This is a genomic window from Candidatus Dadabacteria bacterium, assembly GCA_009837205.1.
Lineage (GTDB): Bacteria > Desulfobacterota_D > UBA1144 > Nemesobacterales > Nemesobacteraceae > Nemesobacter.
Genome location: VXTZ01000026.1, coordinates 121,801 through 147,940 on the forward strand (window position 1 = coordinate 121,801; position 26,140 = coordinate 147,940).

28 protein-coding genes and 1 rRNA gene are annotated in these 26,140 nt (G+C 49.1%); 15 read left to right on the forward strand and 14 right to left on the reverse strand.

Features of this window, described 5'->3' with window-relative positions; translation table 11 throughout:
• Positions 1 to 12: 12 nt before the first annotated feature.
• The 5 genes from F4Z13_06640 (at position 13) to aroF (ending at position 3,882) form a co-directional block, all read left to right on the forward strand.
• Positions 13 to 480, forward strand: coding sequence for a TIGR00725 family protein (locus tag F4Z13_06640; GenBank protein MXZ48903.1), 468 nt, complete (start codon positions 13 to 15; stop codon positions 478 to 480).
• Positions 481 to 509: 29 nt separating this feature from the next.
• Complete coding sequence (locus F4Z13_06645) at positions 510 to 1,037, forward strand: adenine phosphoribosyltransferase (GenBank protein ID MXZ48904.1); 528 nt, start codon at positions 510 to 512, stop codon at positions 1,035 to 1,037.
• A gap of 3 nt (positions 1,038 to 1,040) precedes the next feature.
• Positions 1,041 to 2,141, forward strand: a complete 1,101-nt coding sequence (aroB, locus tag F4Z13_06650; protein MXZ48905.1) for a 3-dehydroquinate synthase — start codon at positions 1,041 to 1,043, stop codon at positions 2,139 to 2,141.
• A gap of 8 nt (positions 2,142 to 2,149) precedes the next feature.
• Positions 2,150 to 2,758, forward strand: coding sequence for a tRNA (guanosine(46)-N7)-methyltransferase TrmB (gene trmB, locus F4Z13_06655; protein ID MXZ48906.1), 609 nt, complete (start codon positions 2,150 to 2,152; stop codon positions 2,756 to 2,758).
• A gap of 104 nt (positions 2,759 to 2,862) precedes the next feature.
• Complete coding sequence (gene aroF, locus F4Z13_06660) at positions 2,863 to 3,882, forward strand: 3-deoxy-7-phosphoheptulonate synthase (GenBank protein MXZ48907.1); 1,020 nt, start codon at positions 2,863 to 2,865, stop codon at positions 3,880 to 3,882.
• 14 nt (positions 3,883 to 3,896) lie between these two features.
• Here the strand turns inward: aroF and F4Z13_06665 are convergent, their stop codons facing one another.
• The 8 genes from F4Z13_06665 to F4Z13_06700 form a co-directional block, all read right to left on the reverse strand.
• Positions 3,897 to 4,499: a phosphoribosylglycinamide formyltransferase gene (locus F4Z13_06665; GenBank protein ID MXZ48908.1), complete on the reverse strand. Its 603-nt coding sequence runs from the start codon at positions 4,497 to 4,499 to the stop codon at positions 3,897 to 3,899.
• Between the two features lie 38 nt (positions 4,500 to 4,537).
• Positions 4,538 to 4,653, reverse strand: a 5S ribosomal RNA gene (rrf, locus tag F4Z13_06670).
• 45 nt (positions 4,654 to 4,698) lie between these two features.
• Positions 4,699 to 6,183, reverse strand: coding sequence for a sigma-70 family RNA polymerase sigma factor (locus F4Z13_06675; GenBank protein ID MXZ48909.1), 1,485 nt, complete (start codon positions 6,181 to 6,183; stop codon positions 4,699 to 4,701).
• Complete coding sequence (gene dnaG, locus F4Z13_06680; protein MXZ48910.1) at positions 6,180 to 7,973, reverse strand: DNA primase; 1,794 nt, start codon at positions 7,971 to 7,973, stop codon at positions 6,180 to 6,182. Before dnaG ends, F4Z13_06675 begins: the two co-directional genes overlap by 4 nt.
• A gap of 69 nt (positions 7,974 to 8,042) precedes the next feature.
• A complete protein-coding gene (locus F4Z13_06685; GenBank protein MXZ48911.1) occupies positions 8,043 to 8,231 on the reverse strand; it encodes a 30S ribosomal protein S21 in 189 nt (62 codons plus the stop codon).
• Positions 8,232 to 8,322: 91 nt separating this feature from the next.
• Positions 8,323 to 8,511: a hypothetical protein gene (locus tag F4Z13_06690; protein ID MXZ48912.1), complete on the reverse strand. Its 189-nt coding sequence runs from the start codon at positions 8,509 to 8,511 to the stop codon at positions 8,323 to 8,325.
• A 36-nt stretch (positions 8,512 to 8,547) separates the two neighbouring features.
• Positions 8,548 to 9,438, reverse strand: a complete 891-nt coding sequence (locus F4Z13_06695; protein ID MXZ48913.1) for a divergent polysaccharide deacetylase family protein — start codon at positions 9,436 to 9,438, stop codon at positions 8,548 to 8,550.
• A gap of 12 nt (positions 9,439 to 9,450) precedes the next feature.
• Complete coding sequence (locus tag F4Z13_06700; protein ID MXZ48914.1) at positions 9,451 to 10,590, reverse strand: S41 family peptidase; 1,140 nt, start codon at positions 10,588 to 10,590, stop codon at positions 9,451 to 9,453.
• A gap of 126 nt (positions 10,591 to 10,716) precedes the next feature.
• On the opposite strand from F4Z13_06700, the gene F4Z13_06705 reads away from it, so the two are divergent.
• The 5 genes from F4Z13_06705 to F4Z13_06725 are packed head-to-tail and all read left to right on the forward strand — an operon-like array spanning position 10,717 to position 14,913.
• Positions 10,717 to 10,935, forward strand: coding sequence for a hypothetical protein (locus F4Z13_06705; GenBank protein ID MXZ48915.1), 219 nt, complete (start codon positions 10,717 to 10,719; stop codon positions 10,933 to 10,935).
• Between the two features lie 40 nt (positions 10,936 to 10,975).
• Positions 10,976 to 11,716, forward strand: coding sequence for a di-trans,poly-cis-decaprenylcistransferase (gene uppS, locus F4Z13_06710; GenBank protein MXZ48916.1), 741 nt, complete (start codon positions 10,976 to 10,978; stop codon positions 11,714 to 11,716).
• Position 11,717: 1 nt separating this feature from the next.
• Positions 11,718 to 12,875, forward strand: a complete 1,158-nt coding sequence (locus F4Z13_06715) for a 1-deoxy-D-xylulose-5-phosphate reductoisomerase (GenBank protein MXZ48917.1) — start codon at positions 11,718 to 11,720, stop codon at positions 12,873 to 12,875.
• The gene (gene rseP, locus F4Z13_06720) at positions 12,875 to 14,464 is read left to right on the forward strand and encodes an RIP metalloprotease RseP (GenBank protein MXZ48918.1); all 1,590 of its coding nucleotides are present in this window, start codon (positions 12,875 to 12,877) and stop codon (positions 14,462 to 14,464) included. Before F4Z13_06715 ends, rseP begins: the two co-directional genes overlap by 1 nt.
• A gap of 20 nt (positions 14,465 to 14,484) precedes the next feature.
• Positions 14,485 to 14,913, forward strand: coding sequence for a nuclear transport factor 2 family protein (locus F4Z13_06725; GenBank protein MXZ48919.1), 429 nt, complete (start codon positions 14,485 to 14,487; stop codon positions 14,911 to 14,913).
• 8 nt (positions 14,914 to 14,921) lie between these two features.
• Here F4Z13_06725 and purE read toward each other — a convergent pair whose 3' ends face one another.
• Genes purE through F4Z13_06740 form a run of 3 tightly spaced genes read right to left on the reverse strand, consistent with a single transcriptional unit; the run spans position 14,922 to position 17,285 of the window.
• Positions 14,922 to 15,464: a 5-(carboxyamino)imidazole ribonucleotide mutase gene (gene purE / locus F4Z13_06730; protein MXZ48920.1), complete on the reverse strand. Its 543-nt coding sequence runs from the start codon at positions 15,462 to 15,464 to the stop codon at positions 14,922 to 14,924.
• The gene (locus F4Z13_06735) at positions 15,461 to 16,606 is read right to left on the reverse strand and encodes a 5-(carboxyamino)imidazole ribonucleotide synthase (GenBank protein MXZ48921.1); all 1,146 of its coding nucleotides are present in this window, start codon (positions 16,604 to 16,606) and stop codon (positions 15,461 to 15,463) included. Before F4Z13_06735 ends, purE begins: the two co-directional genes overlap by 4 nt.
• 19 nt (positions 16,607 to 16,625) lie before the next feature.
• Positions 16,626 to 17,285: an HAD family hydrolase gene (locus tag F4Z13_06740; GenBank protein MXZ48922.1), complete on the reverse strand. Its 660-nt coding sequence runs from the start codon at positions 17,283 to 17,285 to the stop codon at positions 16,626 to 16,628.
• Between the two features lie 140 nt (positions 17,286 to 17,425).
• On the opposite strand from F4Z13_06740, the gene F4Z13_06745 reads away from it, so the two are divergent.
• The 4 genes from F4Z13_06745 to F4Z13_06760 all read left to right on the forward strand — a co-directional run bounded on the left by F4Z13_06745 (position 17,426) and on the right by F4Z13_06760 (position 23,017).
• Positions 17,426 to 18,751, forward strand: a complete 1,326-nt coding sequence (locus tag F4Z13_06745) for a methylenetetrahydrofolate--tRNA-(uracil(54)-C(5))-methyltransferase (FADH(2)-oxidizing) TrmFO (GenBank protein MXZ48923.1) — start codon at positions 17,426 to 17,428, stop codon at positions 18,749 to 18,751.
• Between the two features lie 70 nt (positions 18,752 to 18,821).
• Positions 18,822 to 19,973: a Fic family protein gene (locus F4Z13_06750; protein MXZ48924.1), complete on the forward strand. Its 1,152-nt coding sequence runs from the start codon at positions 18,822 to 18,824 to the stop codon at positions 19,971 to 19,973.
• Positions 19,974 to 20,054: 81 nt separating this feature from the next.
• Complete coding sequence (gene glyQ, locus F4Z13_06755) at positions 20,055 to 20,942, forward strand: glycine--tRNA ligase subunit alpha (protein MXZ48925.1); 888 nt, start codon at positions 20,055 to 20,057, stop codon at positions 20,940 to 20,942.
• The gene (locus F4Z13_06760) at positions 20,927 to 23,017 is read left to right on the forward strand and encodes a glycine--tRNA ligase subunit beta (GenBank protein MXZ48926.1); all 2,091 of its coding nucleotides are present in this window, start codon (positions 20,927 to 20,929) and stop codon (positions 23,015 to 23,017) included. The genes glyQ and F4Z13_06760 overlap by 16 nt, the downstream gene beginning before the upstream one ends.
• A 26-nt stretch (positions 23,018 to 23,043) precedes the next feature.
• Here the strand turns inward: F4Z13_06760 and F4Z13_06765 are convergent, their stop codons facing one another.
• Positions 23,044 to 23,805 (reverse strand): DUF1295 domain-containing protein, encoded by a 762-nt coding sequence (locus tag F4Z13_06765; protein ID MXZ48927.1) that lies wholly within the window; start codon positions 23,803 to 23,805, stop codon positions 23,044 to 23,046.
• A gap of 181 nt (positions 23,806 to 23,986) precedes the next feature.
• Here F4Z13_06765 and F4Z13_06770 point away from each other — a divergent pair, with 181 nt between their 5' ends.
• Complete coding sequence (locus F4Z13_06770; GenBank protein ID MXZ48928.1) at positions 23,987 to 24,166, forward strand: twin-arginine translocase TatA/TatE family subunit; 180 nt, start codon at positions 23,987 to 23,989, stop codon at positions 24,164 to 24,166.
• Between the two features lie 15 nt (positions 24,167 to 24,181).
• Here the strand turns inward: F4Z13_06770 and mce are convergent, their stop codons facing one another.
• Both mce and F4Z13_06780 read right to left on the reverse strand, forming a co-directional pair.
• Entirely contained in the window at positions 24,182 to 24,604 is a 423-nt protein-coding gene (gene mce / locus F4Z13_06775; GenBank protein MXZ48929.1) for a methylmalonyl-CoA epimerase, read from the reverse strand.
• A gap of 19 nt (positions 24,605 to 24,623) precedes the next feature.
• Complete coding sequence (locus tag F4Z13_06780; protein ID MXZ48930.1) at positions 24,624 to 26,117, reverse strand: Rne/Rng family ribonuclease; 1,494 nt, start codon at positions 26,115 to 26,117, stop codon at positions 24,624 to 24,626.
• Positions 26,118 to 26,140 lie beyond the last annotated feature (23 nt).

A 26,140-nucleotide genomic window follows, 5' to 3' on the forward strand; every position in this document is an offset into this window, starting at 1 on the left:
GGTGAAACTTTAATGGAAACGATCATAGGAGTAATCGGAGCAGCTAACGCAAGTGAGAAGGAAGAAAGAACTTCGGAAGAGGTCGGAGTTCTTATTGCCAAAGGGGATTGTTTTCTGCTTTGCGGCGGAATGGGAGGAGTTATGGAAGCCGCGTGCCGAGGAGCAAAATCAGCCGGAGGCACCACAATCGGGATCCTCCCCGGACCCGAAGCCTCCTTGGCCAACAGATTCATCGACATACCAATAGTTACAGGGATGGGTGAAGCAAGAAACGTGATAGTAGCAAAGTCAAGCCATTCTATAATCGCCATTGGAGGCAGTTTCGGCACCCTGTCGGAGATATCGTTCGCACTTAAGTCCGGAATTCCCGTTATCGGGCTTGACACCTGGGATGTCTCTGAGGAAATTATCAAATGCGAAACTCCGGAAGAAGCAGTGAGAACAGCCTTTGAGCTATCCTCCCTCAGGAAAAGGGCCTGATGAAAACCTCCCCGAACAAGCAAAAAGAAATGGCACTGGAAGAGATAGGAAGTTACATAAGACGCGTTCCCGATTTCCCGAGTAAGGGAATACTTTTCTACGATATAACCACGCTGATTAAAAACGCCGGAGCTTTTCAAAAATCCGTTGACATGATGGCGGAAATGCTCGCCGGCAAGGAGATAACCTCATTTGTCGCGCCCGAGAGCCGAGGTTTTATCTTCGCTTCCGCCTTATCCTATAAGCTTGGAAAAGAATTGATCCTAGTGAGGAAGCCCGGCAAGTTGCCAAGCGACACCGCAAGCGTTTCATATGACCTTGAGTATGGAAAAGACGTTCTGGAAATTCACAAAGACGCGATAAACGGTAAAAGCAGAGCAGTAATCGTCGATGATCTCCTGGCCACGGGGGGAACAGCGCACAGTACCGGGCGCCTAGTGGAAGAACTAGGCGGAAGCGTCGCCGGGTACCTCTTTCTTGTAGAACTTACGGGACTCAAGGGGGCCGAGGCTCTTTCCCCCCACCCGGTCTGGTCCCTACTTAAAATGCCGGGGTAAAAATTGAAAAAGATACAAGTCAAAGTCAGGTCAAACGAAGATAACTCCTATGAAATCCTGATCGGCCAAGGTCTTCTGAGCCAGATTGCCGGCGATCTGGTCGAGGCATCCATAGCTCATTCCCATGCCCTAGTAACCGATTCAAACGTGGCGGATCTCTATGGAGCAAAACTTCTGAGCGATCTTGGGGAAGTGCTCCCAGAAGTCAGTATGATTGTTTTTCCGGCGGGAGAGCAAAGCAAAACCAGAGAAATCAAGTCCTTCATAGAAGACAAGATGCTCGAATCGGGATTCGGCAGGGATTCTTCGGTCATAGCACTCGGCGGCGGGGTCGTGGGAGATATAGCAGGATTCGTGGCCGCCACTTACATGAGGGGAGTACCCTGCGTTCAGGTGCCGACAAGCCTAGTTGCCTGCGTTGACAGTTCGGTGGGAGGAAAAACTGCTGTAGACACCCCTCACGGAAAAAACCTCATCGGTTCCTTCTATCAACCATGGCGGGTGTATGTGGACACAGACATGCTTAAAACCCTTGAACCGAAGCAACTCGCGGAGGGACTCGCCGAAATAATTAAATACGGTGTAATAAGGAGTGAGGATTTCTTCCAGTACCTAGAAGCAAATATCGAGAAAATCTACGATTTCGACGACGCTACGCTGCTCGAGGTGATAGAGACAAGCTGCAGGATCAAGGCGGAAGTGGTCGAGAAGGACGAAAAGGAGCAGAACCTGCGGAAAATCCTTAATTTCGGGCACACGGTCGGCCACGCAATCGAGCAGTTATCCGACTATACAATCTCCCACGGAGAAGCGATTTCCGCGGGAATGGCAATTGAGGGAGAAATCGCTCTGGGTGAAACAGGGTGGAGCAAAGAAGAACAGGGCAGGCTCACCCTTCTTCTGCAGAGAGCGGGACTTCCTACTGAGCCTCCACGCGGGGTAAACGTGGGGAAAATAATCGATGTCATGAAGATCGACAAGAAAGCCAGAAAAGGCAAGATAGAAATGTCGCTTCCCGAGTGCATAGGCAAGATGAAAGAACATGAGGGAGATTACGGAATAAAGATCGGGGAGCAGACCATAATTTCCGCTTTCAGATCCTGACACGGAAAATGAAGCTAACCGACCCTGCGATGGACATCTCTTTGTTTTCGCTTCCCATCGGCAAAAAAGACATCTTCTGCGACGAAAAACCCCTAATACTTGAGATCGGCTTTGGAGAAGGAGAATTTCTCATAAACGCAGCGCAATGCGACCCAAGCAGAAACTACCTTGGTATCGAGATCAAGAGAGGAAGATTCCGAAAAGCGGTGCGTGCTGCGGAAGAGCTCTCCCTGGAAAACTTAAAATTCCTCCACATTGAAGCTGAGATCGCACTCAGACAGGTCTTCAGAGAAAGAATGTTTGATCTTGTCTTGGTGAACTTCCCCGACCCCTGGCCGAAGAAAAAACATTCAAAACACAGAATGTTCAACCGGGAATTTATAAGCTGCCTGGCAAAAGTGCTTACGAGAAGCGGGAGGACCGTAATAAAGACCGATCAGTTGAGCTACATTGAGCAGATAGTGTCCGAATTCAAAAGAAGTCGCTTGTTCCGTCCCGTGCACCCTCCACCCGGTTTCGTCGAGGCTCGAAGAGGAGAAACAGAAACGAAATTCGAAAAACATTTCAGGGAAGCTTCGCAAGATATATTCAGCGCCGTTTTTCTAAATCTTCCCTAGCAAACAAGCTCAATACGTCGATATGTAAAAACATTATAATTGACATTAAGAATGTTCTATGTATTAAGTTTGTCCGTTCCGCACAAAATATGGAGGTTTTTTAAATGATAGTAGTAATGAAGCAAAAGGCGACCAAGGAAGATATAGACAAGGTCAAATCCGTTATAAAGGAACTTGGCTATTCGCCGCATCCGATCGAGGGAATTCTCAGGACTGTCATCGGAGTGGTCGGAGACGATAGAGGAAAGCCACATGACCTCGACGTTCTCAAACAGCTACAGGGAGTCGAAAAGGTCGTTCCTGTGCTTCAGCCCTACAAGCTAACAAGCAGGGAAGTGAACGATGAAACCTCCGTTTTCAATGTGGAAGGCGTTACAGTAGGGGACAGGAATATCCCAATAATCGCAGGACCGTGCTCGGTTGAAAGCGAAGAACAGATAATGACAATTGCAGCTTCCATAAAAGATTCAGGGGCGTCAATGCTCAGAGGCGGCGCGTTTAAGCCCAGAACTTCTCCCTATTCTTTCCAGGGTCTTGGAAAAGAGGGACTGGAACTTCTCATCAAGGCAAAAGAAGTGACCGGACTGCCCATAGTAACCGAAATAATGAGCCCGGATGATCTTGAACTGGTCGAGGAATACGCGGATGTGCTTCAAATCGGAGCGAGAAATTCCCAAAACTACTCGCTTTTAAGACATGTCGGCAAATCAAAGAAGGCCGTCCTGCTAAAACGGGGGATGTCAACAACCATAAACGAATTCCTCATGTGCGCAGAGTATATACTGTCGGAGGGCAACAGTAACGTAATGCTCTGCGAACGCGGGATAAGGACCTTTGAGACTGCGACCAGAAATACTTTTGACCTGAACGCTATCCCGGTACTCAAGGAAAAGACCCACCTGCCTGTTTTCGCCGACCCTAGCCATGGAACCGGCTACTGGCAGTACGTAATTCCAGTAACCTTAGCCTCAATAGCCGCCGGAGCGGACGGAGTAATTGTCGAGGTTCATAACAACCCGGAGACCGCCGTTAGTGACGGAGCTCAGTCGCTTAAACCGAAAACATTCAAAAACCTGATGGAAAAAGCTGCCCCCGTTGCCGAAGCCATTGGAAGAAGCATTTAGAGATTTCTCGGATCTCATAAGGAAATCAGGACTTTTCTTCCACTGAGAGTCAGTTTTCCCTCGCAGAAAAGCCTTATGGCTTCAGGCAGTATCCTGTATTCCTCAGCATGGATTTTCTCAAGCAGAGTCTCTTCCGTATCTTCCTCCGTAACCGGAACAACGGCCTGAAGAATAATGGGACCCGCGTCAACTTCCTCCCTCACGAAGTGGACTGTGCAACCCGTTTGTTTCACTCCGTAGTCAAGTGCCTGTCTTACTGAATTTGTTCCCGGAAAAGAAGGAAGCAGGGAAGGATGAATGTTGATGATACGGTTCGCGAAACGGCCTAAGAAATAAGGAGTAAGTATCCTCATAAACCCGGCAAGTACGACAAGGCCTATGTCATATCTGTCGATTTTCGCGACTATCTGTCTTTCGAACTCTTCCCTTGATTCAAAATCCCTGCCTTTTACGAGCTCCACGGGAATGCCGTGTTTCCTAGCCCTCTCAATCGCCATGACTCCAAGAGTATCACAGACAACCACGGCTATATTTGCGGATTCTATGCCGGAATCTATTACCGCCTGAAGATTTGTTCCGCTTCCGGAAACAAACACGGCAACGTTGGTCTTTGACATCGCAGGCACCGGAAACTTGAGAAAGCAAGGGAAGAAAAAAAGGGCAGCCACCTACTTTCCCACTCCTGAAAGGAGCAGTATCATCGGCCTATAAGGACTTAACTTCCGGGTTCGGGATGGGACCGGGTGCTTCCCCTTCAGCATAGCCACCCTAGAAAGAAGAAATTACCACTGAAAAAAATAATGTCAAGCTAAAATATCAGTCAGTATTAAAACCCCGTATTGGAAGAGCTCTTCCGAACCTTTTGAGCTTCTTAATGGCCTTTACCTCGATCTGCCTTATTCTCTCGCGGGTAACGTTCAATTTTTTCCCTATTTCTTCAAGGGTGTATTCCTTGTCCTCATCTATACCAAAACGCATTTTAACGACTCCTTCCTCCCCGTTACTGAGGTTGGTGCAGAGCGCGTTGCGCATGATCCGGTTCAATTCTTTGGTTTCGAGCATGTCAAGCGGAGAAGTGGAAGCCGGGTCCGAGATAATATCCATCAGCCTGCAATCGTCCTCGCCAATCGGGGACTCCAGGGAAATCGGGTCACGCGACACCTTCATGATCTTCAAGACCTTATCAAGAGGTATGTCCATTGCCTCGGCTATCTCTTCCGGCCTGGGTTCCCTCCCTAATTTCTGCATCAGGGATCTAGAGATCTTGTTCAGCCTGTTTATATTTTCGGTCATGTGAACGGGAATCCTTATAAGACTTCCCTGATCGGCTATTGCACGTGTAATTGCTTGCTTTATCCACCATGTGGCGCAGGTTGAAAATTTGTATCCCATTCCATGTTCGAACTTTTCAACCGCTTTCATCAACCCCATATTGCCTTCTTGAACCAGGTCGAGAAACGGCAACCCTCTGTTAACGTATTTTCTCGCTATACTGACTACGAGCCTGAGGTTGCACTCGATAAGTGTTTTTCTGGCTTTCTTAGTAGCCTTCTTTGCTCTTTCAAACCTTCTAAGCACCTTTTTAAGAGAAGCGATTTCCTCCTCGGAATATTCAGATTTCGAACCATTGCCAATCGAATCGTCTGAACCATCCATCATGCAGTCACAATCCCCGCCCTCAATCCTGTCCACATATTCGACGGCCAGGTTGTATATCCTGTTGGCCTGCGTAGAGGAGAAATCGATTTCGTCAAGAAGTTCTACGGTCCGTTCGTTATTCTTTCTGATTCGTTTAGAGATCTTGGCTCTTTCGGTATTTGAAAGAGTTGAAGTATCAAGTTTTTTTCTCAGTTCTTCGGTCTCAGCAAAAAGTTCTCTGATTGGAAGAAAGTTCCTCGCGGAATTTCTATATGTTTCGCCGTCAGCGGGGAATTCTACGTCCTCGCCTTGGTAGCCTGCACCGAGTGCCCCTTCTTTTATCTCTTCTTCGAGCTTGAGAACCTTTTTCATCATGAAGGGGTTCTCTATTATCATTCTTGCGATTATTTTTTTGCCTTTTTCAATCTGTCTTGCTATCTCAACCTCTTCCTCCTTGGAAAGGAGGGAGTGCTGCGCAATAGCGAGAATGTACGATCTTATAGGGTCTTGGTCGGAATCATTGCTCTTTACGTGTTTGAGCTTGTCTTCCGCTCGAGAATCAGACGGGGCATTTTGAAAACTCTGTGAGGACTCAGAGAATTCCCCTTCGTCCTGCCCGTCGATTTCGCTCCTCAACCCGTTAGTCTCGTCGTTTGGATTCAACTTGCAGTTCCTCTTATGGTCTTTTCCATACTCACCAGATCCCTGTATTGCTCAACAAGTTTTCTTTCAAGGGTTTTATCAGAAGAATCACGCTGCTTGCGGATTCTTTCTATTACTTCATTACGCTTAAAAGCTATATTTCTCAGTTCAAGCTCCTTCACGCAATCGTTTAGTATTTTCTCCGAAGTCGTGTCGTCTATCAAATCATCCGAAGAAAAAATTAACTCGCTCAGCAGTTGCTGCATCTCGATTTTCTCAAAAGAACTCATCAGGGAGGAAACTTCGGTAAACTCCCCTTCACCCACACGCTTGAGAATAACCTTTAAATCGCCATTTTCAAAATCCCTACCAATATTCTCAATCTTTTCGGCGCTCATCAGGTGGGGGAATTTAAGCAGTATCCTCACAATTTCTCTCTCATGAATGCTTTTTTCCGGAATCAAGGTCGTCGGTGCAAGCGACCCGCGGTTTCTTCCCGGATTCGAGGTTTTTACCAGAGAGAGAAACTCAGACTCCCTTATCCCGAAAAGCCCCGTTGCCTTGGAAACAGCTTCAGCTCTTCGGACCGGGTCTTTTATTTTTGAAACCAAGTCCACAAGAAATTTTATCGACTCTCCGGAAGACATTTTCTTTTCCCTGTACCTTGCAAAAGTGTCGTCAATAATAAAATCCGAGACATCAACGGCGGCCGCGATCAGCTCGGCGAGGCTCTCAGGCCCATGCTCCTCCAGATAATCATCGGGGTCGAGGCCATCGGGAATACGGCAAATACTTGAAGAAATCCCCTGCTCAAGAAGAATCTCTCCGGCCCGGACGGCGGAACGTATCCCAGCGGTATCACCGTCGTAGACAATCACCACCTCCTCGCAGAAACGTCGCAGAAATCTGGCGTGCTCATTCGTAAAGGCCGTTCCCAAGGTGGCAACCACGTTGCGTATTCCATTTGCGTAGAGCTTTATGAAATCCATGTAGCCTTCAACCAAAACGGCTTTCCGTTTTCTTCCGATTTCACTTTTCGAGTGGTAGAGTCCGTAGAGAACGCTCCTTTTGTCGAAAACAGGGGATTCAGGGGAATTCATGTATTTCGGCTGTTTGGATTCGTCTTCGCTCAGAGTTCTGCCGCCAAAACCGCAAATTCGTCCTGTTATCTCGTTTATGGGGAAAATAATTCTGTTTCGGAACCGATCGTAGTGACCGCTTCCGCTCTCCCTCGCAACAACAAGACCAAGCTCTTCGAGTTCCTTGACACCGATATTGTTTTTTGAAGCGAATTTCACAGCGGCATCCCATCTGTCGGGGGCAAAACCGAGCTTGAATTCCTCGATTATCTCCGAGCTGATTCCCCTTGATTCTAGGTACTCTCTAGCCCACGCGGAGTTTTTTGCTGAACTGCGGAGGTTCTTGCTGTAAAACGAACAGACAAGAGAATTTATCTCAAAAAACCTGGCCGAAGTGGCCTCTTTTTTCTTCTCACTTCTGGTGCGCGGACGCGGAGCCGGGAGCCTGACTCCGGCTTTCTGCGCAAGTTCCTTTAAGGCTTCGCGGAAACCTATATTGCTGTATCTCATCAGGAAGCCAAATACATCTCCTCCGGCTCCGCAGCTGAAGCAATGGAAAAAACCCTTCTCATCATTTACGTGCATGGAAGGGTTGTTGTCGTCGTGGAACGGGCAGAGCCCGATATGGTTCTTTCCAGATTTTTTAAGGGAAACAAAGCCCTGTATGACGTCTACTATGCTGAGCTTTGCCTTTATATCCGCTATCGCTGATGTGAAAGAAGAGTTCTTCATTCAAAGCGGCTTAATCGGGGGGGGGCCTTCAGAAATAACTTCCGATGAAAACCGTCAAACTGAGACGGTTTATCTTCTTTTCCTGCTTGAACTGCGTTTTTTGGCGGCAAACAGCTTCTTTTTTTTCTTTTCGCTCGGTTTTTCGTAGTATTCTCTCTTCCTTACTTCAGAAAGAACCCCACCCTTTTCAACCTGTTTCTTAAACCTTTTTAAAGCGCTGTCAATGCTTTCGCTGCTACCTACTGTTATTCCTGGCAAAAAATCAAAACCTCCATCCTCATGGGGGTGAAAATCCTAAAGGATAAAAAAAAGGTTGTCAAATCACCCGCCGGTCGCTCTTTCCCGCCGACTATTTCGATTGTTTTTCCAGAAGCGGGAATTTTCCAACCATCTCACGGTTCTTTCTTATCTCTTCCTCGATTCTGCGGGCGTTTCCCTTCTCGAATTCATGGTCGTAGGGCTCCTGGGAAACCCTCTGCTCTTCCAGTCTGCTGTTCCAGGAATCCCGCCTGTTTCTGATTTCATCCACAAGTCCCATGACAATCCTCTTTTAGGTGATTTCTCCGCAACCGTTTCAGTTCAAAGCGGCTGTCGATATTTTCATAAATTCAACCTTTTTCTCAATCTTGGGCATATACTCCTCAAGAGCATCTATTGTCTGCGGGTAGGGATGGCCTATACCTACAGCTATGCCTTTTTTCTCAGCAATCCTTACCAAGCGGTCAAGCTGCTGCATAGTATACTCCTTGCCCCGCTCGCTCTGGTCAATAAAAACATCCCTTTTAAGCACCTTTACTCCAAGCCGCCTCGCTACGCTGTATCCGCGGGAGTTGGGGGTCGTAAGGCTGTCAACAAAGTAAAGACCCCTAGCCTTCAGTTCCCGCATTATTGTTTTTACCGGCTCTTCATTCTCCATGAACTTAGAGCCCATATGGTTGTTGACTCCGACTATGTTGGGGACGGCCATGATGTTTCTTCTTAGCTCCTCCCTCATCTGGTCCATCGAGAAGCCGAGCAGCAAAACTCCTTCTCCAGCGTCATCGGCCGTATAACCGGAGGCATACTTGGGTTCCATGGGGAGGTGGAGAATCACGTCCTTTCCCCCGCGGTAAGCAGCGCGTGCAACGTACAGGGAATGGGAAAGATGCGGAAGCACGGCTAAGTTAAGCGGTTGTTTGATCCTGAGTATTCTGTCAATCGACTCCTTGTCATAGCCCAAGTCATCTATTATGAGGACAACTCCCGGACGCCGGGGCTCTTTCTCCGCAATCTTATCCGTCGCAGTAGGCGTAGCCTCCCGGTGTGACCATCCGTCAAAAAATCTTTCGATATACTTGAGGCCGAAAATCGAAAAGGCGAAAAAGAAAACCAGAGCCAGAACTGCGTGGGTAAGTCTTGCCGTGCGTTTTTTATCGCCGGTTTTTGCCGTAGACTGTCTTTTTCTCGTTCGCTTCTTCTGACTCAAGCTCCTATCTCCTCACATGTGCTTTACAGTTTCCAACGCCCTTGCAAGCTGCGGGTCCGAGGGGGCATCCTTGTCGCCGCTTTCAACAAAAATATCAGGTTCTATGCCCTTGTCATCTATCAGAACCCCCTTGGGGGTGAAAAGCCTCGCCGTGGTTATCTTCACTCCCGTTTCCCCCGAAAGTTCTATTACGGACTGAACTGAACCCTTGCCGAATGTTCTCGTACCGACTATCTTAGCCCTGCCGCTGTCTTTAAGTGCTCCGGCAAGAACTTCGGAAGCACTCGCACTCCCCCGGTTTACGATTACGGCAACGTGATTGGTCGGTATATCCATGCCCTCCCTGGCGAAATACTCCTTCGAAGTCAGTTCAGACCTTCCCTTCACGTTCAGGATAAGCCCTTTATCCAGAAACATGTCGCTAAGCGCAAGCGCCTGTTCAAGCAATCCTCCGGGGTTGTTCCTGAGGTCAAGCACAAGTCCTCCGAGCTTCGCACCGTTTTCCTCCTCAAGCCCCTTGTAAGAACTGAGAAACTCATCCGCAGAATCCCTGTGGAACTGCGATAGCTTTATATAACCTATATCTTTTTCGATCAACCTGGACTCGACACTCCTAAGTTTCACTATCCGTCTTGTGATGGTGAACTTATGGGTTTCCTCGGTTCCATCTCTTCTGACAACGATATCAACTTTAGTTCCTTCTCTGCCCCTTATGCGGTCCAGAGCGTCAACTATGTTGGTCTTCTCGGTACTTTCTCCATCTATAGAGATGATCACGTCTCCCGATTTCACGCCGGCTTCCTGCGCAGGACTTCCTTCAATCGGAGATATCACGGTCAAAAACCCGTCGCGCACCGTAATCTCGATTCCTATGCCCTCAAATTCCCCCATAGTTCCTATCTCAAGGTTCCTCAAGCCCTCGGATGAAAGGTAAACCGAGTAGGGATCAAGGGAATCGAACATGCCTCTTATGGCGCTTTGGGTCAGTTGCTCGGAGGAAACCTCTTCCACATAGTTTTTCTCTATAAGGTTCAGGGCCTTTGCAAAGTCGGAAAGGCCTCTGTACGTATCTTCTTTTGCGAGAAGTGGGGTTGAAAAAAGAGAAGCCGGAATTAACGCGTATACTATGAAAAAAAAGCGGAACTTTGTCATTGAGACCTACGTTTCCTGTAGTTTACCTGAAAGGATTTTTTTTTGGACTAAGCAAGTAAAGCAGGATTTTCGCCCTTGATGAAAAAGGGGAAATAAGATAGGTTTACGGTAGATCGGTTTACTTATATGTCCACACTTTTTACTGGAATAATATCAGGATTTGTCAAAAGTTGCGTTTCCGACCTTCCCGAAGCATCCCGGGAGTGGGTTCCGCTGAAAAGAGCCCTTTTCTACCTGGGGGCACTTCTCATATACCCGGTCGCCCTGATCGTGGCCATGGTGGTAATTGCTACGGTCGTTCTGATCGCATATCCCGTTTCTTACATCTATCGGGCGGCGAGCTGAAGCGACGGTTGTCAGCGAAGTTCTCAAACAATGTCTCGTAATGCAGAAAAACCGTAACATTTCCACACCGGGTCCTATCCCCAGACACGTTGTCATAATAATGGACGGCAACGGAAGATGGGCGAAGCGAAAGAATCTCGACAGGATGATCGGTCACAGGGAAGGAATAAAATCTGCAAGATCGGTGGTCCGTGCCGCGCGGGAGATCGGGATAGAATATTTAACTCTTTACGCATTCTCCGCCCAGAACTGGAAGAGGCCGGGGGAAGAGGTTTTCGCCCTAATGGATCTTTTAAGGCAGTACCTCTCAAATGAAGGCGAGAAGCTGCTTGCGCAGAACACCAGGCTAAATGCGATCGGGAATCTCTCGAACCTTCCCAAAGACATACGTGAGCTTCTCGGGCGCGTGATGAAAATGACGGAGAAATGCGACTCCCTGACGATAACCCTGGCTCTTAGCTACGGGGGCAGGGAGGAGATAATCAACGCCGTGAACAGCATAATCGAGGAGGGAAAGAAAAAACCGATTTCCGAGAAAGACTTTCAGGAATATCTCTATACCTCCGGCCTGCCTGAACCGGATCTGCTCATAAGAACCGGGGGAGAAATGCGACTTTCGAACTTTCTGCTGTGGCAACTGGCCTATGCCGAAATATACGTCACGAAGACACTCTGGCCGAATTTCAGAAGAAGGCATCTGCTAAAGGCCATCGCCAATTACCGTAACAGGGAAAGAAGGTTCGGACTGACAGGAGAGCAGATACGGGAGAAAGGGCGCTAGATTGAAAAAAATCTCCATACTCGGATCAACCGGCTCGATCGGGTCGCAGACCCTTGAAATAGTACGAAGATTTCCCGAAAGATTCGAGGTAACGGGCCTTTGTGCGGGAAAAAACATTGATCTTCTTGCAGAACAGATAACAGAATTCGCCCCGAAGATCGTATCGGTTACCCGAAAGGACGACTCGGAACGACTCAGGGAAATCGCCGGTCCGAAAACACAGATATATTACGGAGACGAGGGAAATATCGCAGTTGCTACGGAAGGCGATTGCGATCTGGTTATATCCTCCATGGTAGGTTTCCCAGGGCTTCTGCCTACACTGTCTGCAATACGGGCCGGAAGAAACGTTGGGATAGCAAACAAAGAATCTCTTGTGGTCGCAGGAGGACTTCTTATTTCCGAGGCAAAAAACCAGGACGTTACCCTCCTCCCCGTGGACAGCGAGCATAGCGCCGTTTTCCAGACGCTTCTTGAAAAGGACCGCGAATTTCTTAAACGGATCATTATAACGGCATCGGGTGGGCCGTTTCGCAAAACCCCGAAAAAAGACCTGGAAAAGGTTACGGTCGCCGACGCCCTCTGCCACCCCACATGGAAAATGGGAGAGAAAATAACCATAGATTCGGCGACGCTGATGAACAAGGGGTTTGAAATTATAGAGGCGAGGTGGTTTTTTGACATGCCCGCCGAAAAAATATCAATTTGGGTACACCCCCAGAGCATCGTGCATTCAATCCTTGAATATGTTGACGGCTCGTTCATAACCCATCTTTCCGCCTCCGACATGAAAATACCGATAGCCCAAGCACTCTCCTATCCCGAAAGACTCGATCTAGGGTGCCCCGACGCCTCGCCGGACGACCTCTCGGACATCACGTTTGAGAAGCTGGACACAGATAAATTCGAGGCTCCCGCGATCGCAATTGAATGTCTCAGAATGGGCGGCACCTATCCAACCGTGCTAAACGCCGCGAACGAAGTGGCAGTAACGGCATTTCTTGACGAGACAATAAAATTCACCGATATAATCCCGATAGTCAGGGAAACTCTCGAGCGTCACGACAAACTTGACTCGGGATGTCTTGACAATATATTAGAGGCGGACAGGTGGTCTAGGAGCACCGCCGGTTCTATAATGGAGAGCCTTCTTTCTTAGTGATGACTACTATTCTGGCTTTTATTTTCGTAATAGGAATTCTGGTCTTTTTTCATGAGCTGGGGCATTTTCTGCTCGCGAAAAGAAGCAATATCAGGGTCGAGAAGTTTTCTCTAGGTTTCGGCCCGAAACTCGTTTCTTTTGTAAGAGGCGAAACGGAATACCTGATTTCGGCCCTTCCCCTCGGCGGATACGTGAAGATGTACGGTGAGGGCAAGGAAGATAACGTAATTGTCGAAAGCGTTGCAGACACTGAGTCGCCACTTGCCTCAGGGGACAGAATTACCGGGATAAAAGGATTCAGTCTTGAGCAGTATGGAAGCTGGGAAAAGCTTCTCTATGCGCTAAAGTCAGACCCGCACCAGGAAAAAGAACTTGAAGTTGAAAGAGATGGGAAAGTCTACACTCTCACCGTCAGCGGTTCGGCCCTTTACAATATAGAGGCTTACTACGAAAAGGACTACCACAGGGGGTTTTCCGGCAAGTCTCTTACAGACAGATTCCTGGTGGTCATAGCTGGGCCCGCTATGAATTTCATAATTCCTTTTTTCTTCATGCCCCTTGTGTTCATGTTCGGCATAAGTGTCTCAGGTTATCTGGAAGATCCTCCTGACATAACTTACGTAAGAAAAGACTCTCCTGCCCATCTCTCGGGATTCGCCGCGGGTGACAGGATACTCAGCATAAACGGAAAAGAGGTCAAAGACTGGAAAGATGTGAACGTGGCTGTTCACTCAAATCCCGACTCGCTGCTTGAATTCAAGGTGAGAACCGGAAGCGAAACCAGGACTCTCACCCTTTTCGCCGAAGCCGGTTCCGATGGCAGGGTAGAAACCGGATTCGCAAGGCCCATAGAGGCAACCATAGCAGAGGTGGCTGAGGATCGCCCCGCCTGGAGAGCGGGGATACGTCCGGGAGACAGCATCGAGGCGATAGACGGCGTAGAGGTTACGGACTGGAACCATATGTCGGACATAATAGCCGAAAGCAGGGGCAAAGAACTTGATTTCACGATTGAACGTGGGGAAGAGAAAATGCATTTTCGCCTGGCGGCGGAAATGCAAGAAGACATCGAACGCTACATAATCGGCATCACCCCAACCACAGACAGGGTGCTTAAAAAATACGGTTTCTTTGAATCAATTAACAGGGGAATAGCTGAAGCGGCGCGTATGACAGTTGAGATCACCATGCTTTTCTTCGGCTTCCTGTTCAAGCTCGTAACAGGAAAAATAGCGCTCGCAACAGCAGGAAAAACGGTAGCGGGACCACTCCTTATAGCAAAGGTGTCGGGAGACGTAGCTCAAAGCGGCATATCGAACCTCCTCCAGTTCACCTCGCTTATAAGCATAAACCTCGCGCTTATAAACCTTCTCCCCATACCGATGCTCGACGGAGGACACCTGCTTTACCTGGCGATTGAGAAAATAAAGAGAAAGCCGCTTAGCATAAAGACCCTCGAGATAACCCAGCGAATCGGGTTTTCCTTTCTTATTTTCATCATGGCGGCGGCGCTGTATAACGACATTCTAAGGATGCGCGAAGACATATTCTCGCAGTTCGGCAGAATTTTAGACCTTTTCCGGTAAAATTACCTAGGAACAAGCCGATGGCCATTGAGAAGGACAGCGAAGAAATACTCAAGATCAACAACCTTTTTTACGAGGCCTTGGGAACCAGAAATCTAGAGCTGATGGGAGAGGTCTGGGTAAAGGACTCAAGATCCGGCTGCGTCCACCCGGGATGGACAGCTCTTCGCAACTGGGAAGCCATAAGGCAGAGCTGGGAAAGTGTTTTTGATCCCCAAGATCAGGTTGACATCAGCATTTCTAACGTGACCGTGGATATAAGCGACAACATCGCCTGGGTCACCTGCCTGCAGGAGATGGTATACATAAAAAGGGATCCGGTCATGTTTAATCTCTCTCAGTCAACCAACATATTCGAGAAGCAAAATGGCAGGTGGCTTATGGTCTTCCATCATGCTTCACCAATTCCCGTAGGTGGTTACGAACCGGATAAAAAAACCATACAGTAGCCGGAACTTCAGGAAGTCTCTTCCTTCTGACTCATTCGCTCAAGATAGACCGAGGCACCCATCTTTTCAAGTCGCGCTGCCTTTTTCCTTACTTCGGAAGAAAGCTTCTTTTTGTACTCTGCTACTGCGCGTGAAAGTTCCAGATCGGCAACGGAAAGAATTTCAACGGCAAGGATGCCGGCGTTTTTCGCCCCGCCGAGGGCAACCGTGGCGACCGGGACGCCTGAAGGCATCTGCAGGATGGAAAGCACAGAGTCCCATCCATCAATCGAGTTTGAGGATTTTATCGGAACCCCTATGATCGGAAGGGGAGAAACGGAGGCCACCATTCCCGGAAGATGCGCCGCACCCCCTGCCCCGGCTATTATGACCTTAACTCCTCTTTTGTGAGCTTTTTTTGAAAAATCCACAAGCCGCTCCGGAGTTCTGTGTGCCGAGACTATGGTAACTTCATGCCCTACGCCGAATTGTTCCAGAACCTCAACCGCTTCCGCCATGACTGGAAGATCCGAGTCAGAACCCATGATAACGCTTACTAAAATAGGTTTCATGCTATCGCCCTCAGATTGCTCATTATGAATCTCGCTTTCTCAAGCGCGCCTGAAATATCATCGTCAAGCACGGTGACATGTCCCATCTTTCTGTAAGGCTTGGTAAGGGTCTTACCGTATATGTGGAACTTGGCTCCTTCAACGCCCATGCATCCACGAAGTCCCTCGTACCTTACCTCGCCCTCGAAACCCGGCTGCCCGAGAATGTTAATCATAACAGAAGGAGTTTTTATTTCAGTATCGCCCGGGGGAAGATCAAGAATCGATCTCAGACACTGCTCATACTGCGAGGTGCGAGCCGCGTCAATCGTGTGATGCCCGCTGTTATGCGGTCTCGGAGCGGATTCGTTTATAAGTATCTCTCCTTTTTTGGAAACAAACATCTCAACCGCAAGTATCCCGCACATGTCAAAAGACCTTATCGTGCGCTCGGCAAGTTCACATGCCTGAGCGGACATTTTGTCGTCAAGCTCGCAGGGACTTATCAGGAATTCAACTATGTTTGCATTGCTGTTAAACAGCATTTCTACCGGAGGAAACCATTTCGTTTCTCCGGTGGAATTACGCGAGACTATAACGGAAATCTCCTTCTCCACATCAACGAGGTCTTCAATGACGGATTCTCCTTCTAAAAGATCGTCGAGCTGTTCCTTTTTTCTAACGACATAAACTCCTCTTCCGTCATAACCCGTCCTTGAAAGTTTCTGGACGAAAGGAATTTTTATCTCACCGGACCCTACGGCCGCAACTATAGCCTCTTTCCCGGGAAAGACCGAAAAATCGGCTGTGGGGAGCCCCTTTGAAACATAGAACTCCTTCTGCTTCGCCTTGTCCTGTATGAGTTCAAGCGCGTGGGGTTCAGGCCTTATGATGACTCCTTCTTCCCGCAGCCGAAAAAGCGCCTGCAGGTTTACGTGCTCAATCTCTATTGTCAGGATGTCAACATTTCTGCCAAACTCGTAGACATCCTCGTAATTCCTGAAATCTCCATGGGTAAACCCGGTGCACACGGACGCCGTCGGACAATCGGCGGAAGGATCGAGCACATAGGTGCGGAGGTTCCAGTTGCTCGCAACCAGACAGAGCATTTTCCCGAGCTGACCGCCTCCGAGAATTCCCAGTTTTACATGTTCAAAATCCATGGCCATTATACGCCAGAAGCTACAAATCAATAATTGAGAGCAGTTCCATCGGAGTTTCTATAAGATGTTCGGCTCCGTTTTCACGAAGCTCGTCTCCCGTTCGGAAACCCCAGAGAACTCCCACCGGAAGCATACCCGCCCCAACTGCAGTAAGCATATCCACCCCCGAGTCTCCAAGATAAACCATCTGTGACGAGTCAATTCCGAGTTCCCTTGATATCCGCAGCGCTCCCGAGGGATCCGGTTTTCTCGGAATTTCATCCCTCTGCCCTATGACCACCTCGAAATTCCAGTCGGCAAGCAGATCCTCCACGTATTTTTCGGTAAACACGTGCGGCTTGTTGGTAAGAATCGCCTTTTTCAGACCTCTTTCGGAAAGCTCGTTCAGAAGATCCGGTATACCGTCATAAAGAGTGGTTTTTACGTTAAAGGCACGGCTGTAGATGCTGTTGAAATCGGTAAGGCATTTTTCAACGACAGCATCATTGTTTCTTTTGTCCTCGGGGAGGGCTCTTGACACCATAACCTTCGGACCCTTTCCTATAAAGTACTTGTAGCACCCGGTCGCGCGCGGCGGAAATCCGTTTATTCCGAGTGCCTGATTCACGGCATCAGCAAGATCCTCAAGAGAGTCAATCAGGGTTCCGTCAAGGTCAAATACAACTGCTCCGTAGCTCATAATCTTGGGGAATTATATCTTATGTAAGTCCTTGCTACAAAACGGACCGCGGTAGATGCGAAACTTCCGCAGTCTGTTAAAATTGAACTGCTTGAATTCACAAAAGGGTTACTCAAGTTCAAGGATCTTGGTATAAGCAATTGTCAATAACAGTAATCGGCGCAGGGCTCGCAGGGGTTGAAGCCGCAAATCAGATCTCAAAGTTTGGAGTAAGGGTAACTCTCTATGAAATGAGGCCGCGGAGGAAAACCGCCGCGCACAGAACTTCGGATCTCGCGGAGCTTGTGTGCAGCAATTCTCTCAAATCGGCATCCATGGAGAACGCCTCAGGAATACTTAAAGAGGAAATGAGGCGCCTCGGCTCACTCGTGATCGAGGCAGCCGAGGCCTCAAAGGTTCCCGCGGGAAAAGCTCTCGCGGTCGACAGGGAAATGTTCTCGGATTACATAACGCGGAAAATCCAGGGCAACGAACTTATAGACCTGAAAAGGGAAGAGGTAACGAAAATACCCGAAAACGGGACCGTGGTCGTGGCCACCGGTCCTCTTACCTCGGATGCACTTTGCGCGGAGATTTCCTCGCTCACGGAATCCGAATATCTTTACTTCTACGACGCCATCTCGCCGATAATCGACGCAGATACAATCGACCGCTCGAAAATCTTCAGGGGATCAAGATACGGCCACGGAGACTCTGAGGAGGGAGATTATCTCAACTGTCCGCTCTCTGAGGATCAGTACTACGAGCTTGTTGACGACCTGATCCGCGGAGAAAAAGTGGAGACTAGGGAATTTGAGAAAGCACTCTACTTCCAAAGCTGCATGCCGGTTGAGGTCATATGCGAGAGAGGAAGAGATACTCTTCGGTTCGGCCCCCTAAAACCCGTCGGCCTAATTGATCCGAGAACCGGGAAAACCCCCTTTGCAGTTCTGCAACTAAGAACGGAGAACAGCGAGGAAACGATGTACAACATGGTGGGGTTTCAGACAAAGCTCAGATACCCTCAGCAAAGAACCGTTTTCAGGAAGATCCCGGGGCTTGAAAGGGCGGAGTTTCTAAGATACGGAAGCGTGCACAGAAACACGTACATAGATTCCCCGAGACTCCTTGAGAAAGACCTTTCCCTGAGTTCCCGTCCGGGCGTCTTTTTCGCCGGGCAGATCACGGGAGTTGAAGGATACGTCGAGTCCGCAACAACCGGAATCGTCTGCGGAATAAACGCCTCGAGAAAAGCGCTTGGGCTCGCACCTGCCCACGTCCCAAGGGAAACATCCATAGGTTCCCTGCTTGAGTACATCTCAACCCCAGGAAAAAGCGGATTTCAGCCGATGAACATAAACTTCGGGCTTTTCCCCAAGGTTGAGGGAAAAATGGGGAAAGAAAAAAAGCGTAGGATTATCGCTCAAAGAGCTATAGAAAGCATGAGTGCGTACGACCCTTTTTACCGGGTGTCCGCTTTTCGCTGAAACCATAGAGCTTGCCCTATAGCCCAGAAACAGGTAAGAATATGGGCTATAGGAGGTGTTTTTATAGCTCATGAAATGGGTATGGCAACATTCTAACTGGCCGGACTTCACATGGGATCGGTCTGTTCTGGCACCTTTCGAAGAGCGTTTCCTGCATGAGTCAGGTCGCAGGATCGGCGCTTGGCGCCAGCTCACCCATGAAGATCAGTCCGAACTGCGAGTTAAATGGCTGAGCGGCGAGGCGGTCGAAACATCCGCAATTGAAGGTGAGATTCTCGACCGGGAATCAGTGCAATCCTCCATCCGACGACGATTTGGATTAACCGCCAGCCGGAAAACCGCTTCACCCGAGGAAGAGGGAGTAGCTGAAATGATGGTAGCGCTCTACCATGAGTTTGACCGCCCGCTTGACCACGAAACGCTGTGGCGCTGGCACCGGATGCTTATGCGAGACCGTCCTCATCTGGAGGTTGTCGGCGGCTATCGTCGCCACCCCGAAGCTATGCAGGTCGTTTCCGGGCCGGATTATAACCCCAAGATTCACTATGAAGCACCACCTTCGGAGCGGATGACAGAGGAGATGGAACGTTTCATAGAGTGGTACGATCAGATTGCCTCAATCGGAAGCAGGATGTCCTCTCTGGCATGGGCCGGGACGGCACATCTGTACTTTGTACGTATTCACCCCTTCGAGGACGGAAACGGTCGCATAGCCCGTGCTTTGGCGGAAAAAGCCCTCGCCCAGTCACTCGGCGAACCAAGTTTAATTGCGCTTTCCCGCACCATCGCCCGAAGGCGCAAGGGCTACTATGCTATTCTGGATGAGAGTGGCAGATCGCTTGATATCACCAACTGGCTTGTGTGGTTTGCGGATACAGTGCTTGACGCCCAGACCTGGAGCGAACGCCGTCTGATCCGGTCAATTCAGCAAACACGGTTATTCGATCGGCTCCATGGTTCGTTAAACCCGCGACAGGAAAAAATCCTTCTACGGCTCTTCGATGCTGAACCGGATGGTTTTGAGGGCAGTCTCAGCGCACAAAATTATCAAAGAATAACTGGGGCAACGGCTTCGACGGCGACGCGCGATCTAGCTAATATGGTCGCCATGGGCGCACTAAACAGAACCGGGCAGCGACGCCACACACGGTACTGGCTCAAACTGCCTTCCTTTGAGGAATCGGACCGTTATAAAACAACTGGTCAACAAACAACCTCATAACAAGCATGCCCGCGGGTAAAGCCCTTACAAACGTGCCGGCATATTTGATTCTTCTATTTTAATGGTAGTATTTTGCCGGTCATGACATATCAGGAACTTATTTTGGCTCTTCAGGATTACTGGTCATCCAAGGGATGTCTGGTGGTCCAGCCCTACGACATAGAAAAAGGCGCCGGAACTTTTCACCCGGCCACATTCCTGCGTTGCCTCGGTCCCGAGCCTTGGCACGTGGCATATGTCGAACCTTCAAGGAGACCGACCGACGGAAGATACGGAGATAATCCCAACAGGCTTCAGCACTACTATCAGTTCCAAGTGATAATAAAGCCTTCTCCCGATGATATCCAAGAACTTTTCCTCGACAGTCTGAAGTCATTCGGAATAAACCCGCTTGAGCACGATATAAGGTTCGTTGAGGATGACTGGGAATCCCCGACGCTCGGAGCGTGGGGACTTGGTTGGGAGGTTTGGCTTGACGGTATGGAAATAACCCAGTTCACATATTTTCAGCAGGCGGGCGGAATAGATCTTGATCCGATATCGGCCGAGATAACATACGGAACCGAAAGAATAGCGATGTACCTGCAGGAAGTCGAAAGCGTTTACGATCTTGAATGGACAAAGGGAATAACGTATGGAGAGATTCATCATCAGAGCGAAGTCCAGTTCTCAAAGTACAACTTCGAGGAATCCGATCCCGCGATGCTAAGCGACCTGTTTAACATGTACGAGCAGGAATGCAGATCACTTATCGAAAAGGAGCTTCCCCTCCCCGCTTACGAATACTGTCTTAAAAGTTCGCACACCTTCAACCTGCTTGACGCGAGAGGGGCGATTGGGGTAGCCGAGCGGGCCTCATACATAGCGAGGGTAAGGGCGCTTGCGAATCTGTGCGCAACTTCGTATCTGCAGACCAGAGAAAACCTGGGATTCCCCCTCCTGAAAAACAACCCATGGAAAAAGAACTGATACTCGAAATCGGAACGGAGGAAATACCTGCTCTCTTCCTTGAAAAAGCCCGGGAGGATCTGGGCAATATTCTAAGCGGAGAACTCCGCGACAAGGGTATTGAATTCGAGGAAATGGAAATCTTCTATACCCCGAGAAGACTTTCGGCAAGGGTAAGCGGACTTGAGAGAAAGCAGAGAGACCGCACGACCGAAAACTTCGGGCCGCCCAAGCGCATAGCGTTTGACGAAGACGGAAAGCCCACCAAGGCCGCTGCGGGTTTCGCCAGATCCCAGAAAGTCGATGTTGAGGAACTCGTCATCGCAAAAAGGGATAACGGAGAATTCCTCTGCGTAAGGAAGACGGTAAAAGGAAAAAAAACTTCATCCGTTCTAAAAGAGATTCTTCCGGGAGTGATCTCATCGGTCCCCTTCCGGAAATCAATGAGATGGGGCGACGGAAAACTGGCCTTCGCAAGACCTATAAGATGGATAGCGGCGCTCTACGATGGCAAGCCAGTAAAATTCAGCGTTGAGAACATCAAAAGTTCTGACCGAAGCTTCGGTCACAGGTTCACTTCCCCGAAACCGTTTCGAGTGACATCCTGGGCCAATTACCTGAAAACACTTGAGAAAAACAACGTAGTAGCGGACCCGGAGAAAAGAAAGAAAATCATAAGAAGGGACACAGAGGCGGCGGCCAAAAAGATAGGCGGAACCATAAAGGAAGATCCTGAACTGCTTGAAACCGTGGTGAACCTAGTGGAGCATCCGACGGTTCTGGTGGGAAAGTTCGAGGAAAAATACCTGCGGTTGCCCGAGGAAGTTCTTATAAGCGTGATGAAGAATCACCAGAAATATTTTCCCGTTTACTCTGAGAAGACCGGCAAGCTTCTTCCCTGTTTCATCTTTGTCTGCGGAACCCCGGTTAAGGATAAACAGGTAATTATAAGGGGAAACGAGCGGGTAATAAGGGCAAGACTTAACGACGCCGAATTCTTTTTCTCCGAAGATACGAAGAAAAACCTAAGCGCCTACACAGAAGAGCTTGAGAGCATGATGTTTCTATCTGATATAGGGACTTACAGGGAAAAAGTCGAGCGTATGAGGATGCTTGCCGCCGATATTTTTGCCAGCCCCGATCTTGAAAGGGCCGCGGAACTCTCAAAGTCCGATCTCGCGACCCAGATGGTCTTTGAATTCGCCGAACTCCAGGGTGTCATGGGCAAGTATTACTCGCTTGCTTCCAAGGAGAAAAAAGCCGTCGCGAACGCGATCGAGGAACAATACATGCCGCTTACGAGAACCGGTGAACTCCCGCGAACGAAAACCGGAGCGCTTCTAAGCATAGTGGACAAAACGGATAACATCTGCTCGTCCTTCATCGCGGGTCTCGCGCCCACCGGGTCTTCCGATCCCTATGCGCTGAGAAGACAGACCCTCGGAATAATAAGAATCGCCATAGAGAAGAAGCTTGATATTTCTCTCTCCACACTCCTTGAACGCGGCATAAGGCTCGTGCTCGACTCCATGGACGCGCAAAAAGCTCGTGACGGCAAACTGTCCGAAGAAGAACTTAAAGTGAACATTCTCGCGTTTTTCTCCGAGAGGTTCCGCAACCTAATGACAGAGTCCGGTTACGAGAGAAATGTCGTCGAATCCGTAATCTCGGCAGGGTTTGACAATCCCCTTGACGCCTACCGCAGAATAAACGCGCTTGGGAAATTCGCAAAACGAAAGGATTTTGAGGCCCTAGCCACAGGCTTTAAGAGGGTTTTCAACATAGCGAAAACCAGACCGTCTTCACAGCTTGACAAGAAGCTGTTTAAGCAAAAAGAGGAAAAGGATCTCCACAGAGCTTTTACCAAGACGCAGACGGCGGTTTTAAAGAAATTGGCCGATCCTGAAAAAGCCGCCGGGCAAAGCGATTACCTCAAAGCGCTTGAATCCATAAAAACACTCTCCGCACCAATAGATCGTTTCTTTGACGCGGTAATGGTCATGGACAAAAACAAGAAGATCAGAGACAACCGTCTGGCCTTGCTCAATGAAATAAAAGATCTGTTTTTCATGATTGCCGATTTCTCGAAAATCTGACACGCAACCAACCATACGCTTATTAATCAATAAATGCCCGGTATCAGGGCCTTGCGGTGCGGTGGATAATCCTTGAAGGTTTCCACATACCACTGATGGTTGCTGCGTGCCCTGGGAGCGAGATTGGCGGAGGTAAACAGCAGGAAGGCTAGGCCGCTCAACGACCACGTTGCTAGTGCCCAGCCGACCCATTCGAGGATTTCGCCCATATAATTCGGGCACGAGACAAAGCGAAACCCGCCACCCTGCGGAACCACATAGCCGGTCCCGCCCGGCCTGCGTAGACGAATGAGGATATTGTCGGCGTGGAGGTTGAGAGCAATCCCGACTAGGAAAACCCCGACGCCGATCAGGAAACGAGGGTCGGCAAGCCATCCAACGGTGTACTCGCCGAATTCGGAAATGAATCGGGCATTGATGTAGGCGTTAATCACATTGAAGAAAAAGCCCGACCCGACCACCAGCAACGGCGTCTTCCGCCCGCTTGCCCTGATCCGAAACGGGTAAATGAACGTCCGGTTCAGATAGTGGCACTGCCACATGACCAGAAAGAGCAGCGGCACGATGTGGAACGCAGACTTCCCGTTAAGATAGACGGCAAGGAAAACGACAACCGCCGGCAGTTCCATGATGATCCAGCCGAGCCTGCTGGAAATGTGCGGTCCCCAGCCCGCACCTGCGTAATGACGGCCATAGGGTGCGGTTTTACGGAGCAGATAAAAAAACGTCGGGACAGCCGCAGCAATGACTGCCCATACAATCACGCTGTGAAGTTGTTCCTCGGCCATCTCAACCATTCTCGCCGAGCATGCCCTGCCCGTCAAACCATCGATAGGGCCTCTCACCGAATCCGCCAAGGAACGCGGCCTGAACCCAAGTTCCGCCTGCGCAGACGTAATATCGGTAAATTCAGAGTATCATCCTGAAAATACTTGAGAAGCAACAGTATTCGGGTATCATTTCCCTCATATGTTCGGACAATTCGGCATATGGGAATTAATCCTGATCCTGGCAATCCTGCTCATAATCTTTGGTCCGAGCAGGCTCGGGGATCTGGGATCTTCGCTCGGCAAGGGAATAAGCGGGTTCAGAAAATCCCTAAGAGACGACGACCCAGACAATAAGGAAGAAGGGCAAAGCGGCACCTGATCAGAAACCCTTTCCTCAATCCTTTATCTTCTCCGCAAGTTCCACAAGCACTCCGTTCGTTGACTTGGGATGTATAAAGGCAACTTTACAGTTGTAAGATCCGGGTCTCGCATGTTCGTCGATCAGCCTGACACCTTCTTTTTCTAGGGCCCGGAGAGAAGACTCTATATCGTCCACAAGAAAGCAGATATGATGAACACCTTCCCCTCTTTTCTCCAGGAATTGCGAAATCGGAGAATTTTCGTCCAAAGGTTCGATAAGTTCTACCGCAGTGCCCTCTCCCGATTCGGGGCAAAGCATCGATGTTTTCACCCCATAGTTGACTACATCCTCCCTGTGAACAACCCTAAGTCCGAGTAATTTGGAGTAAAGATCTTCAGCTTTCTCGATATCCTTTACGGCAATCGCTACATGATAAAGAAATCCGTTCTTGCTCAACTCAGAACACTCCTTTCGGCTAACCCGAAGCCTCCTCTCTGGAAATGGCGTATTTCTCGAGAGGATCTTCAACCGATTTGAACTTTATCTTTACCCCCCTCTCCCGCTGGATTCTTCTCATGGATCTTCCTTCTATTTCTCTGAGCTTCGCTATGACCTTCTTGTTGGCCTGGACGACAAGAGGCCCTTCAGCGCTCTGCCTTGTCCATTGATCAATATCCCTCAGTATCTCGTAACAGGTGGTGTATATCGACTTTATCCGTCCGCTCCCCTCGCAGGTATCACAGGGTTCGGTCAGGTCGGAAAGTATACTTTCCCTGACCCTGCGTCTGGTAAGCTGGATTACGCTGAAAGACGATATTTCCTGGATCGTGGTCCTCGCTTTATCCTTTTTCATCTCATTCGTGAAAAGCGACTCTACCTTCTTTCTGGACCTAACAGACTGCATGTCTATGAAATCGATAACTATGATTCCGACCAGGTTGCGAAGCCTTATCTGCCTCGCGGCTTCAACTGCGGCTTCTTCGTTCGTTTTCATTATTGTTTTCTTCTGAAACTCCTCTCCGACAAGTTTCCCGGAGTTAACGTCTATCACGGTAAGCCCCTCGGCCTCGTCTATGATCAGGTAGCCTCCCGACTTCATCCAGACCTTTTTTCTGTACATTTTTTCGACCTGGCTCTCGATTCCGTATCTGTCGAATATGGGTTCTTCTTTATCGTACATATCGACTTTGAAGCCATCCTTGTTAATCTTGTCGGAAAAGTACTTGGTAATCCGGCCGTGGGCTTTGGAGGAATCAACTACAATTTTCTTAAGGCCGTTTCCCATCAGGTCCCTGATGACCCTGATACAGGTATCGGCTTCTTCGTATATCACGCCCGGGTTTTTCGATTCTTCATACTTTTTCTTTATCCTTCTCCACTTCCTCACAAGCGCTTTCATCTCGCTCTTGATGTCCTTCTCGTCCGCTTCCACGCACGCCGTTCTCACTATAAAACCCATGTCTTCGGGCTTATTCCGCATGATTTCGGAAAATCTTTTCCTGCTTTTTCTGTCGGTTATTTTGCGGGACAGGTTCACCGAGTCTGACCCGGGAAGCAGAACAAGATATTTGCCCGGTATGCCCACGTGAGAGGTAAGCTTGGGACCTTTGTTTCCGGTGGGTTCCTTTGTAACCTGAACCATAACCTCCTGACCCTGACGCAACACTTTCTGTATTGGCTGATGGTTTTTTCTGGAAGACTTTTTTGTCTCTTCCTCTTCAAGAAAAAGTTCACTGAGCGATTCCTCATACACATCCTCGGCGGAGAGAAACCCGGATTTGCCGTCTCCCATGCCGACAAACGCGGCCTGCACCCCGGGGACGATCTTTTCGACTTTCCCCTTGTAGATATTGCCTACCATTGAAGAACTGGACTTTCTTTCAATGAAAAGCTCGATCAGTCTGCTTTTCTCCAGGACAGCTACTCTGGTTTCGTTAAAAAGCGAGTTGATGATAAGTTGAGTGCTCATAGGGCGTCAGACACAAACAGATT